Source organism: Streptomyces sp. NPDC036813, from assembly GCF_055609245.1.
This window is the reverse complement of sequence record NZ_JBVJPV010000008.1, coordinates 325,876-338,152: the sequence shown is the minus strand read 5'-3', so window position 1 is coordinate 338,152 and position 12,277 is coordinate 325,876. Positions and strand designations below refer to the sequence as shown.

Genomic DNA, 12,277 nt, shown 5'->3' with positions numbered 1-12,277 from the left:
CCGGCCATGCGCGTCTACGTCCCCTTGACACTCCCCGCGCTCGCGGAGGCGTACAAGTCGGGTGAGCTGGGGACCGGCGAATCGGTGACGGCGTACGCGGTCACGCCCGGGCTGCGGGAGTGGTACGTCTCCGACGACATCGAGGAGCTGGAGTACGCGGCGCTGAGCCGGGCCGCGCTGGCGTCGCTGAGGCTGCTGGCGGCGGACCCGGGCGCGGCGCGCCGGCGCGTGGTCGTAGCCGTGGACGTGCCCGACGGCGCGGCGAGCGCCGATCCCGGCCGGGCGCTGGAGCCGGCGGCGCTCGGCGAGGTGCGGGTGAGCGGGGTCGTGCGGCTGGCCAAGGCGGCTGCGGTGCACGTGGACGCGGACGACGCCGAGGCGGACGTGGCGGCCGCGGCGCAGGCGCTGGCGGCGGCGGACGACGGGGACGACGACGCGCAGTTCGTGGTGGACGGCGCCGAGGACCATGAGCTGCTGTGGTTCGCCACGCAGGAGATCCCGAATCTGGTGCAGGGTGTCTGACCTGCGGTGATCACCGGTCCCCGATTGTCAGTGGGTGCGGGTACCTTTTTCGATATGGGGATGCGAGGAGCGTCGCACATTGTCTGGGACTGGAACGGCACGCTGTTCCACGACAACGAGGCGATCATCGGGGCGACGAACGCGGCGTTCGGCGAGCTGGGGCTCGAGCCGATCACGCTGGAGCAGTACCGCGCGCTGTACTGCGTGCCGGTGCCGAAGTTCTACGAGCGGCTGCTGGGCAGACTGCCCACGGACGCCGAGTGGGAGCTGATGGACGGCGTCTTCCACCGGTACTACGCCGAGCACCGCATACGGTGCGAGCTGACCGTGGGCGCGGCCGAGCTGCTGGCCGGGTGGCGGTCGGCGGGGCACAGCCAGTCGATCCTGAGCATGTACGGGCACGAGGACCTCGTCCCGCTGGTGCGGACCTTCGGGATCGAGGAGCACTTCCTGCGGGTGGACGGGCGTACGGGGCCGTCCGGCGGCAGCAAGGCCGAGCACATGGTGCGGCATCTGAGTCTGCTGACGGGCGTGGACCCGGCGCGCACGGTGGTGATCGGGGACGCCGCCGACGACGCGGTGGCGGCGCGGCACGCCGGGGCGCAGGCGGTGCTGTACACCGGCGGGTCGCACAGCCGGGCCAGCCTCGAGGGGGTCGGGGTGCCGGTGGTGGACACGCTCGAGGAGGCCGTCGAGGAGGCCCGGCGCATAGCCGCGTGAGGTCAGGTCACGGGGGCCTTCGCGCGCAGCACGGTCAGGAACTCGCGCATCCAGGTCGGGTGGTCCGGCCAGGCGCGGGAGGAGACGAGGGTGCCGTCCACGACCGCCTCGGCGTCCTGGAACGTGGCGCCGGCGGACTGCATGTCCATCTCCAGGGCCGGGTACGCGGTGACGCGGCGGCCACGTAGGCCGTCGACGGCGGCAGTGACCAGCGGGCCGTGACAGATCTGCGCGACCGGCTTGTCGGCGTCGAAGAAGGATTTGAGGATCTTGCGGAGTTCGGGATCGTTGCGGAGGTACTCCGGGGCGCGTCCGCCGGGGATGACGACGGCGGCGTAGACACCGGGGTCGACCTCCGAGAAGGCGAGGTCGGCGGGCCAGGTGTAGCCGGGCTTTTCGGTGTAGGTGTCGAAGCCCTCTTCGAAGTCATGGACGACGAACCGGAGCTTCTTGCGGGTCGGGGCCGCGATGTGGACCTCGTAGCCCTCCTCGATGAGGCGCTGGTAGGGGTAGAGGACCTCCAGGGACTCTGCTGCGTCGCCGGTGACGATGAGGATTTTGGCGGGCATGTCGGCTGCGCTCCCCTCGGGGCAGTGGCTTCCAAGGGCAACGTGCCTCGCGCGGGCGCCCTTGCCAAGGGGGACGCGCCGGATTGCGTGCCGGATTCCATGGGGGCGGACACCGGCCCTTGGCCGGGCAGCCCCCGGGCGGCCCCCGGGTGGGCTAGGGGTGGGCTCCGGGCGGGCGGCTGGCAGGTCCTGGGCAGGCGGGCCCTGCGGTTGGCTGTCGCCCGCCGGGGGCACGTGCGGGCAGGCGCGGGCTGCTTGCCCGAGCAGGCGTGCAGGGCGGCCGCTGCCCGCAGGCGCTCTGCGGTTAGCGGGCAGCTGTCGGCTGGCGAGGGGGCTGCCTGGGCCCCCGGCGGACAGGCGGGTGCTTACGCGCCAAGGCAGGCGCGCGGGACGCCCTTGCGGTTGCCCATGGCGGCTCGGTGTGGCTGGCCGGTGGCCGGTGGGTGCCGGTGTCGGCCGCAGGCTGGTCGCTGCGGATTTCGTACCTACGCCACCCCTCGCCCCCGGGCCCCTGTGCAGAACGTCAAACTTCCACCCCTGGATTTGTACACATACGGCTCATGACGGGCCCCCGGTAAGGAGCGATAGCCTTGTGGCGTGATCAGCGCGATAGCTCGCGGGGGCAGTGTTGCCCCTGCCCTGCGCCCGGCGAGCACGGACGACAGCCGTGACCGGGCGGCGGTCGCTGGTCTTCACGGGCGGGTCGGGGCCCCAAGGGCTCCCAGGACGCCGGACACATCCCTGAAGCAGGCGGCACGCGAAACGGCGTCCCGTGTTGCGGGTGTGTTGAACATGGCCGATATCCCCCCACTCATCTCACCTTGCGGCATAGCGTCGGAACAGACCGGACACCCCGCGTCTCGGCGTCACGTCGGAAGGGCGGAGACCGTACTTCCTTCTACGTCACGCAACGGCGCGCGACAGGAGCCAGAGGACAATGCAGACCAAGCTGGACGAAGCCAAGGCCGAGCTGCTCGAGAGGGCGGCCCGGGTCGCTGAGAACAGCCCGGTCGGGGGGCACCTTCCGACCGGGGCGACGGCCGAGGGCTCCCCGGACACCCCGGGCACGGGCACCTCGGACCGGGAGACCGTACTCGCGTTCCTCCAGCGTTACTACCTGCACACCGCGCCCGAGGACCTCGCCGACCGCGACCCGGTCGACGTCTTCGGTGCCGCCTACTCGCATTACCGCCTGGCCGAGAACCGCCCCCAGGGCACGGCGAACGTCCGCGTGCACACACCGACGGTCGACGAGAACGGCTGGACGTGCAGCCACTCCGTCGTCGAGGTCGTCACCGACGACATGCCCTTCCTCGTCGACTCGGTCACCAACGAGCTCACCCGGCAGGGCCGCGGCATCCACGTCGTGATCCACCCGCAGGTCGTGGTGCGCCGCGACCTCACCGGCAAGCTGATCGAGGTCCTCACCACCCCGCCGTCCGGCGACCTGCCGCACGACGCGCACATCGAGTCCTGGATCCACGTCGAGATCGACCGCGAGACCGACCGCGGCGACCTCAAGCAGATCACCGCGGACCTGCTGCGCGTGCTGTCCGACGTGCGTGAGGCCGTCGAGGACTGGGAGAAGATGCGGGACGCCTCGGCCCGCCTCGCCGACGGACTGCCTTTCGAGCCCCGCCCCGACGACCTGCCCGAGCAGCAGGTCGAGGAGGCCCGTGAGCTGCTGCGCTGGCTGTCCGACGACCACTTCACCTTCCTCGGCTACCGCGAGTACCAGCTGCGCGAGGACGACTCCCTGGCCGCCGTCCCCGGCACCGGCCTCGGCATCCTGCGCTCCGACCCGCACCACGCCGACGACGACCAGCACCCCGTGAGCCCCTCCTTCGAGCGGCTGCCCGCCGACGCCCGCGCCAAGGCGCGCGAGCACAAGCTGCTCGTGCTGACCAAGGCCAACAGCCGCGCGACCGTGCACCGGCCGTCGTACCTCGACTACATCGGTGTGAAGAAGTTCGACGCGGACGGCAACGTCGTCGGTGAGCGCCGCTTCCTCGGCCTGTTCTCCTCGGCCGCCTACACCGAGTCCGTGCTGCGCGTGCCGGTCATCCGCCGCAAGGTCGACGAGGTCCTGCAGCTCGCCGGTTTCTCCCCGAACAGCCACGACGGGCGCGACCTGCTCCAGATCATGGAGACCTACCCGCGCGACGAGCTGTTCCAGACGCCGGCCGAGGAACTCCAGGCCATCGTCACGTCCGTGCTCTACCTGCAGGAGCGCCGCCGGCTGCGGCTGTACCTGCGGCAGGACGAGTACGGCCGCTACTACTCGGCCCTGGTCTACCTGCCCCGCGACCGCTACACCACCGGGGTGCGGCTGCGGATCATCGACATCCTCAAGGAGGAGCTCGGCGGCACCAGCGTCGACTTCACCGCCTGGAACACCGAGTCCATCCTGTCCCGGCTGCACTTCGTCGTCCGGGTCGCGCCGGGCACCGAGCTGCCGGAGCTGAGCGACAGCGACAAGGAGCGCATCGAGGCGCGCCTGGTGGAGGCGGCCCGCTCCTGGGCGGACGGGTTCTCGGAGGCGCTGAACGCCGAGTTCGGCGAGGAGCACGCCGCCGAGCTGCTGCGCCGCTACAACAACGCCTTCCCCGAGGGCTACAAGGCCGACCACAGCCCGCGCTCCGCTGTCGCCGACCTCGTCCACCTCGAGGCGCTGGGCAAGGAGAAGGACTTCTCGCTCAGCCTGTACGAGCCGGTGGGCGCGGCCCAGGACGAGCGCCGCTTCAAGATCTACCGCAAGGGCGAGTCCATCTCCCTGTCGAAGGTGCTGCCCGTGCTGGCGCAGCTCGGCGTCGAGGTGATGGACGAGCGGCCCTACGAGCTGCGCTGCACGGACCGGTCCGTGGCGTGGATCTACGACTTCGGCCTGCGCATGCCGAAGGCGGTGGGCGGCGGCGACTACCTCGGCGACGACGCCCGCGAGCGCTTCCAGGATGCCTTCGCCGCGACCTGGACCGGCAAGGCGGAGAACGACGGCTTCAACGCCCTCGTGCTGAGCGCCGGGCTGACCTGGCGGCAGGCCATGGTGCTGCGCGCGTACGCGAAGTACCTGCGGCAGGCCGGCTCCACCTTCAGCCAGGACTACATGGAGGACACCCTCCGCAACAACGTCCACACCACGCGGCTGCTGGTCTCGCTGTTCGAGGCACGGATGGCGCCTGAGCGGCAGAAGGCCGGGCTCGAGCTGATCGACGCCCTGCTGGAGGAGGTCGACGCCGCTCTCGACCAGGTGGCCAGCCTCGACGAGGACCGCATCCTGCGCTCCTTCCTCACGGTCATCAAGGCGACCCTGCGCACCAACTTCTTCCAGAAGACGGACGCGGGCACGCCGCACGCGTACGTGTCGATGAAGTTCGACCCGCAGGCGATCCCCGACTTGCCGGCGCCGCGCCCGGCGTTCGAGATCTGGGTGTACTCGCCGCGTGTGGAGGGCGTGCACCTGCGCTTCGGCAAGGTCGCCCGCGGTGGTCTTCGCTGGTCCGACCGGCGTGAGGACTTCCGCACGGAGATCCTCGGCCTGGTCAAGGCGCAGATGGTGAAGAACACCGTCATCGTGCCGGTCGGCGCCAAGGGCGGTTTCGTCGCCAAGCAGCTGCCCGACCCGGCCGTGGACCGCGACGCGTGGCTGGCCGAGGGGGTCGCCAGCTACAAGACGTTCATCTCGGCGCTGCTCGACATCACCGACAACATGGTCGCGGGCGAGGTCGTCCCGCCCAAGGACGTGGTGCGGCACGACGAGGACGACACCTACCTGGTGGTCGCCGCCGACAAGGGCACGGCGACCTTCTCCGACATCGCCAACGACGTGGCGCAGTCCTACAACTTCTGGCTCGGTGACGCCTTCGCCTCCGGTGGCAGCGCGGGCTACGACCACAAGGGCATGGGCATCACCGCCCGCGGTGCCTGGGAGTCGGTCAAGCGGCACTTCCGCGAGCTGGGCGTGGACACGCAGAGCGAGGACTTCACGGTCGTCGGCGTCGGTGACATGTCCGGTGACGTGTTCGGCAACGGCATGCTGCTGAGCGAGCACATCCGGCTGGTCGCCGCGTTCGACCACCGGCACATCTTCATCGACCCGAACCCGGACGCGGCGACCTCCTTCGCCGAGCGTCGCCGCCTGTTCGACCTGCCGCGCTCCAGCTGGGAGGACTACAACAAGGAGCTGCTGTCCCCGGGCGGCGGCATCTTCCCGCGCAGCGCCAAGTCGATCCAGGTGAACGCGCACATCCGCGAGGCCCTCGGTATCGAGGCGGGCGTCACCAAGCTGACCCCGGCCGAGCTGATGAAGGCGATCCTCCAGGCGCCGGTCGACCTGCTGTGGAACGGCGGCATCGGCACCTACGTCAAGGCCTCCACGGAGTCGAACGCCGACGTCGGCGACAAGGCCAACGACGCGATCCGCGTCGACGGCGCCGACCTGCGGGTCAAGGTCGTCGGCGAGGGCGGCAACCTGGGTGCGACGCAGCTGGGCCGGATCGAGTTCGCGCACCACGGTGGCAAGATCAACACCGACGCCATCGACAACAGCGCGGGCGTGGACACCTCCGACCACGAGGTGAACATCAAGATCCTGCTCAACGGCCTGGTCGCGGACGGCGACATGACCGTCAAGCAGCGCAACAAGCTGCTCGCCGAGATGACCGACGAGGTCGGCCGTCTCGTCCTGCGCAACAACTACGCGCAGAACACCGCGATCGCCAACGCGCTCGCCCAGTCCAAGGACATGCTCCACGCCCAGCAGCGCTTCCTGCGCCATCTGGTGCGCGAGGGCCACCTGGACCGGGCGCTGGAGTTCCTGCCCACCGACCGCCAGATCCGTGAGCGCCTCGCGCAGGGCCAGGGCCTGACCGGCCCGGAGACCGCCGTGCTCCTGGCGTACACGAAGATCACGGTCTCCGAGGAGCTGCTGGCGACCTCGCTGCCTGACGACCCGTACCTGCGCGAGCTGCTGCACTGCTACTTCCCGACCGCGCTGCGCGAAGGGTTCGCCGAGCGCATCGACGGCCACCCGCTGCGCCGCGAGATCACCACGACCGTGCTGGTCAACGACACGGTCAACACGGGCGGTACGACGTATCTGCACCGGCTGCGCGAGGAGACCGGGGCGTCGCTGGAGGAGATCGTCCGGGCGCAGACCGCGGCCCGTGTGATCTTCCGGTCGGCGGCCGTGTGGGACGCGGTGGAGGAGCTGGACAACAAGGTCGACGCCGCCGTGCAGACCCGTATCCGGCTGCACTCGCGCCGCCTGGTGGAGCGCGGCACGCGCTGGCTGCTCAACAACCGGCCGCAGCCGCTGCAGCTGCGCGAGACGGTGGACTTCTTCGCCGAGCGCGTCGAGCACGTCTGGCAGGAGCTGCCGAAGCTGCTCAGGGGCGACGACCTCGAGTGGTACGAGCAGATCTACGACGAGCTGACGCGGGCCGGTGTGCCGGACGAGCTGGCCACGCGGGTCGCCGGGTTCTCCTCGGCGTTCCCGACGCTGGACATCGTCTCGATCGCCGACCGCATGGGCAAGGAGCCGCTGGACGTCGCCGAGGTGTACTACGACCTCGCCGACCGGCTCGGCATCACGCAGCTGATGGACCGCATCATCGAGCTGCCGCGCAACGACCGCTGGCAGTCGATGGCCCGCGCGGCGATCCGCGAGGACCTCTTCGCGGCGCACGCGGCGCTCACCGCGGACGTCCTGGCCGTCGGCAACGGCACGTCCACGCCGGAGCAGCGCTTCGAGCTGTGGCAGCAGAAGAACGCGCCGATCCTCGGGCGGGCGCGCACCACGCTGGAGGAGATCCAGGGTTCGGACGCGTTCGACCTCGCCAACCTGTCGGTGGCGATGCGCACGATGCGGACGCTGCTGAGGGCGCACTCGTAGTCGCACCCGCGCACCAGGGGGGCGCCCCGGGCCCGTACGGCCCGGGGCGCCCCCCTTTCGCGTGTCCGGCCGGCTACCGCTGCTTGAAGAGGGTGAGCTTGGTGGCGTAGTCGGGGAGGTTGCCCGCGCTCGCGGTGATGGCGGTGACCTTCAGCATGGCCAGGTTGCCCTCGTCGGTCTCGGTGCACAGGACGCTGCCGACCGGGATCGTGGTGCGCAGGTCCTTCGCGTCGATCTGGGTGGGCAGGACGTCGCCCCGGGCGCCCTCCAGGCACTGCTCGGGCGTGGTGCCGGCGCTCTTGCCCCAGGGCGTCTTGAAGCTCCAGTGTCCGCCCGCCACCTCGTCGAGCTCGATCTCGTTGCCCGACGTGATGTCCGACGTGCCGTGCACCTTGGGGATGTCCAGGTCGGCCTCGACGACGGCCGCCGGGCCCGGGGAGCGCAGGGCGAACGTCCGGTCGGTGAACACGGCCGTGTACCCGGAGTCGGCGGAGGGGGAGCCCGAGTCCGAGGCTGTCGGGTCCGGGCTCGGCGGGGGCGTGGCGGAGTGCGTGGGCTGCGCCGTCTGCTTGCCGTCTCGCTGCCCCTCGTCCGACGTGCCGTGCGAACGGGTCAGCGTCCACGTCACGACCACCGCGAGAACGACGGCCACGGCGGATCCGGTGACGACGAGCCCGGTACGGGAACGCCGCGGGGCGGCCGGGGCGTACGTCGGCGGGGGCGGGGCCATGGTCGGGGCGGCGGCGAACGTGGGACCGTGCGGCGGAGTCGGTCCCGGTGTCCCCGGGTCGGCGACCGTGGGCTCCGGCGGCGGGGTGAGGGCAGCCCGTTCGCGGGCGGCGAGGTCGGCGGCGAGCGGCTCCGGAAGCCAGCCGGTGAAGTCGTTCAGGGGGCGGCCCGCGGTCTGTTCGCACAGCGCGGCCAGTTCCTCGGTGCCGATGCGGGCGGCGGGGTCGGCGGCGAGGCAGCGCTGAAGGATCGGGCTCAGCCGCTCGTCGTAGGCGTCCAGGCGGGGCGGGCGTACGGCGGTGTTGGCGATCTGCGCGGCGAGGGTGAGGGCGCCGCCGTCGCCGTAGGGATGGCGGCCGGTCGCGGCGACCGCGGCGATCAGGCCGAGCGAGAAGACGTCGGTGGCGGGCCCGACGGGCTCGCCGAGGGCGTGCTCCGGGGACATGAACTGCGGGGTGCCGATGACACCGCCGGACACGGTGAGCTGGGTGGCGTCGGCGGCCCGGGCGATGCCGAAGTCGATGACGTAGGGGCCCTGGTTGCTCAGCAGGATGTTGCTGGGCTTGAGGTCGCGGTGCACGATGCCGGCGGAGTGGACCGCGGTCAGTGCCCGCGCCGTGCAGCCGACGAGTTGCAGCACGGCAGGGAGCGGCAGCGGGCCGTGCGCCGCGAGGGCCTCGTGCAGGGGCAGACCGGGGACGAACACGGAGGCGAGCCAGGGCCGTTCGCCGGTGGTGTCGTGGTCGACGACGGGGACGACGTGGTAGCCGTGGACCCGGCGGGCCGCCTGGACCTCCTGCTCGAAGCGGGCACGGAAGCCCGGGTCGCCGCCGAAGTCGCGCCGGATCACCTTCAGCGCGACGGGCTGGCCGCCGCGGGTGCGGGAGAGGTAGACGGTGCCCATGCCGCCCTCGCCGATGCGGGCGAGCAGCCGGTACCCGGCGATCTCCCGCGGGTCCTCGGCCCGCAGCCGCTCCCCTGTCACGTCCGCCGCCATGCCGACCGCGCCCCCGTTCCCTGATCGTCGCGTGCGGCGAGGGTAGCGGAGGGCGGCCCGGCACCGCGCGCGGTTTCAAGTGCCGGGCCCGTCGGGACCGTTGGCCTGGAGGGGACTGGGCTTCTTGCCGCCCTTGGTGAAGGCCTCGTACTCCTTCATGACCTCCTCCGTGGGGCCGTCCATGAGGAGTTCGCCGCGCTCCAGCCACAGCACGCGGCCGCAGGTCTCGCGGATCGAGGCGTTGCTGTGGCTGACGAGGAAGACCGTGCCGGCCTGCCCCCGCATCTCCTCGATGCGCTCGGCCGAGCGCTTCTGGAAGCGGGCGTCGCCGGTGGCGAGGGCCTCGTCGATGAGGAGGACGTCGTGGTCCTTGGCGGCGGCGATGGAGAAGCGCAGCCGCGAGCCCATGCCGGAGGAGTACGTGCGCATCGGCAGGGAGATGAAGTCGCCCTTGTCGTTGATCCCGGAGAAGTCGACGATCTCCTGGTAGCGGGCCTTGATCTGCTCGCGGGACATGCCCATGGCGAGGCCGCCGAGGTAGACGTTGCGCTCGCCGGTCAGGTCGCTCATCAGGGCCGCGTTGACGCCGAGCAGGGAGGGCTGGCCGTCGGTGTAGATACGTCCGTTCTCCACCGGCAACAGGCCCGCGACGGCCTTGAGCAGCGTGGACTTGCCGGAGCCGTTGGTTCCGACGAGCCCGACCGCCTCGCCCTTGTACGCGACGAAGGAGACGTTCTTCACGGCGTGCACCCGGCGCACCCCGGACACCTTCTCGGTGTTGCCGCGGCGCAGGATGCGGTTGAGGGCGGCGGTGGCGCTGCCGCGGCCGGCACCGGTGCCGTTGACCCGGTAGACGATGTCGACGTGGTCGACGACGACGGTGGGGGCCGGTTCGCCGGCGCCCCGCAGGCCTTCGGTCGGGGCGTCGCTCAGCAGGCCGTCGGCCAGGGTGCCGTTCAGGAGGGTGTCAGCCACGGCCGTAGGTCTCCTCTGCCTTCCAGAAGTAGATGAACCCGCCGACGCCGGCGAGCAGGGCCCAGCCCGTCGCGACCGCCCACACGTGCGGCGGCAGCTGGTTCGCGTGGAAGGTGTCGATGAGGGCGAAGCGGATCAGGTCGATGTAGACGGCGGCCGGGTTGCACTGCAGGGCGGTGAGGACGCCGTGCGGCAGATGGTCGTGACCGACCGTCTTCTGGATGCTCCACATGACGCCGGAGACGTACATCCAGGTGCGCAGCAGGAACGGCATCAGCTGGGCGATGTCCGGGGTCTTCGCACCCATCCGCGCCATGATCATCGACACGCCTGCGTTGAACGTGAACTGCAGGACCAGCGCCGGGACCAGCAGCACCCAGGACAGGGTGACGGGGACGCCGCAGCACAGCAGGATGACCAGCAGCGCAGCCATGGAGAACATCAGCTGCTGGAGCTGCTGGAGGCAGAAGGAGATCGGCAGCGCGGCGCGCGGGAAGTGCAGGGCGCGCACCAGACCGAGGTTGCCGGAGATGGCGCGGGTGCCGGCCATGATCGAGCTCTGCGTGAACGTCCACACGAACACGCCGGTGACCAGGAACGGGATGTAGTCCGCCACGCCGTGCTTGGTGCCGAGCAGCACGCCGAAGATGAAGTAGTACACCGCCGCGTTCAGCAGCGGGGTCATCACCTGCCACACCTGGCCCAGCTTGGCCTGGCTGTACTGGGCGGTGAGCTTGGCGGTGGCGAAGGCGGTGATGAAGTGGCGGCGCGCCCACAGCTGGCGGACGTACTCCGGCAGGGAGGGGCGCGCGCCGCTGACCGACAGGCCGTGGCGGGCGGCGAGCGCCGCGAGGTCGATCTGGGCGGCCGGCTTCGAGGTCGGGGGCGGTGTGTCGAGGGCCTGGCTCACATCCGCTGCTTTCGTTCGGGGCGGGGTCTTCCCGTCGTTCCTTACGGTTCTCTGTCCCGTTTCTTACGTCGGAACGAGACCGTAGCGTCGTAACGCGAGCGTAGGCCCATCCGACGTCGGGACGCAACCGTTTCGTCGTGACGCCCTATGCTGGGCGTATGACGACGAACGCCGACGGGCCCCAGACGCCTGCGCGCCGCCGGGCTCCCGCCGGCGCCGCCGTACTCCGTGAGGACGTGACGGAGGCCATCCGCGCGGCCGTCTTCGAGGAGCTCGCGGCCGTGGGCTACGCGCGCATGTCCATCGAGGGCATCGCGCGGCGGGCGGGCGTCGGCAAAACGGCGGTGTACCGGCGGTGGCGCTCCAAGCTGCACCTGGTGCTCGACGTGGTGTCGGCGCTGGCGGTGATGGGCCTGCCGGTGCCGGACACGGGCACACTGGAGGGCGATCTGCGGCTGCTGTACCAGGTGACCTCGCGCGCCCTGCGCCACCCGGTGGCCTCGCAGATCATCCCCGACCTCCAGGCGGAGGCGGCACGCAATCCGGACATCGCCGAGGCCATGCAGAAGACCCTGCGCGAGGGGCAGGAGGGCGTGGCCAGCGGCATCGTGGCGGCGGCGCAGCGGCGCGGCGAGGTCCGCGACGACGTCGACGAGGACCTGGCCCTCGACCTGATCTCCGGCCCCCTGTACTGGCGCTCGGTCGTCATCCGCAGCCCCCAGCTGCCGCGGGGCTACCTGGACGCCCTGGCCCGAGCGACGGCGGCTTCCCTCAGAGCGCTGTAGGCTCCGCCGTTCCCCGACCTCACGGCCGACCGGGGGCGGGCTGCGCGCCCGGCATTTCCCGGCGCCCGGTTGCGGGTGCAGCTCTTCGAGCAGGGGGCCCAGCACCCACCCGTGCCGCCCCGGGCGGCACGCATGCCTGCGGACCGAGCGGACGAACTGCCCGCAGCTACGGCGAGACGG

At 71.2% G+C, this 12,277-nt stretch carries 8 protein-coding genes; 4 read left to right on the top strand and 4 right to left on the bottom strand.

Annotated elements, in window-relative coordinates:
• The first annotated feature begins 6 nt into the window (after positions 1 to 6).
• Both ACZ67Q_RS19355 and ACZ67Q_RS19350 read left to right on the top strand, forming a co-directional pair.
• Entirely contained in the window at positions 7 to 522 is a 516-nt protein-coding gene (locus tag ACZ67Q_RS19355) for a DUF6912 family protein (RefSeq protein WP_471183398.1), read from the top strand.
• 54 nt (positions 523 to 576) lie between these two features.
• Positions 577 to 1,242, top strand: a complete 666-nt coding sequence (locus ACZ67Q_RS19350; RefSeq protein ID WP_471183395.1) for an HAD family hydrolase — start codon at positions 577 to 579, stop codon at positions 1,240 to 1,242.
• A gap of 2 nt (positions 1,243 to 1,244) precedes the next feature.
• Here ACZ67Q_RS19350 and ACZ67Q_RS19345 read toward each other — a convergent pair whose 3' ends face one another.
• On the bottom strand, positions 1,245 to 1,811 hold the full coding sequence (locus ACZ67Q_RS19345; RefSeq protein ID WP_471183393.1) for a DJ-1/PfpI family protein: 567 nt from the start codon (positions 1,809 to 1,811) through the stop codon (positions 1,245 to 1,247).
• 937 nt (positions 1,812 to 2,748) lie between these two features.
• Here ACZ67Q_RS19345 and ACZ67Q_RS19340 point away from each other — a divergent pair.
• On the top strand, positions 2,749 to 7,701 hold the full coding sequence (locus ACZ67Q_RS19340; protein ID WP_471183390.1) for an NAD-glutamate dehydrogenase: 4,953 nt from the start codon (positions 2,749 to 2,751) through the stop codon (positions 7,699 to 7,701).
• Between the two features lie 73 nt (positions 7,702 to 7,774).
• Here the strand turns inward: ACZ67Q_RS19340 and ACZ67Q_RS19335 are convergent, their stop codons facing one another.
• From ACZ67Q_RS19335 to ACZ67Q_RS19325, 3 genes are all read right to left on the bottom strand, one after another.
• Positions 7,775 to 9,427 (bottom strand): serine/threonine-protein kinase, encoded by a 1,653-nt coding sequence (locus ACZ67Q_RS19335; RefSeq protein WP_471183388.1) that lies wholly within the window; start codon positions 9,425 to 9,427, stop codon positions 7,775 to 7,777.
• Positions 9,428 to 9,502: 75 nt separating this feature from the next.
• Positions 9,503 to 10,336 (bottom strand): ABC transporter ATP-binding protein, encoded by an 834-nt coding sequence (locus ACZ67Q_RS19330; protein ID WP_471183459.1) that lies wholly within the window; start codon positions 10,334 to 10,336, stop codon positions 9,503 to 9,505.
• Positions 10,337 to 10,394: 58 nt separating this feature from the next.
• On the bottom strand, positions 10,395 to 11,312 hold the full coding sequence (locus tag ACZ67Q_RS19325; protein ID WP_471183386.1) for an ABC transporter permease: 918 nt from the start codon (positions 11,310 to 11,312) through the stop codon (positions 10,395 to 10,397).
• 158 nt (positions 11,313 to 11,470) lie between these two features.
• Between ACZ67Q_RS19325 and ACZ67Q_RS19320 the strand changes: the two genes are divergently transcribed.
• The gene (locus ACZ67Q_RS19320; protein WP_471183383.1) at positions 11,471 to 12,097 is read left to right on the top strand and encodes a TetR/AcrR family transcriptional regulator; all 627 of its coding nucleotides are present in this window, start codon (positions 11,471 to 11,473) and stop codon (positions 12,095 to 12,097) included.
• The last annotated feature ends 180 nt before the right edge of the window (positions 12,098 to 12,277 follow it).

Bases quoted from the DNA above. Each gene is read 5' to 3' on its own strand.
- ACZ67Q_RS19355 (WP_471183398.1), top strand. From the start codon at position 7: ATGCGCGTCTACGTCCCCTTGACACTCCCCGCGCTCGCGGAGGCGTAC.
- ACZ67Q_RS19350 (WP_471183395.1), top strand. From the start codon at position 577: ATGGGGATGCGAGGAGCGTCGCACATTGTCTGGGACTGGAACGGCACG.
- ACZ67Q_RS19345 (WP_471183393.1), bottom strand. From the start codon at position 1,811: ATGCCCGCCAAAATCCTCATCGTCACCGGCGACGCAGCAGAGTCCCTG.
- ACZ67Q_RS19340 (WP_471183390.1), top strand. From the start codon at position 2,749: ATGCAGACCAAGCTGGACGAAGCCAAGGCCGAGCTGCTCGAGAGGGCG.
- ACZ67Q_RS19335 (WP_471183388.1), bottom strand. From the start codon at position 9,427: ATGGCGGCGGACGTGACAGGGGAGCGGCTGCGGGCCGAGGACCCGCGG.
- ACZ67Q_RS19320 (WP_471183383.1), top strand. From the start codon at position 11,471: ATGACGACGAACGCCGACGGGCCCCAGACGCCTGCGCGCCGCCGGGCT.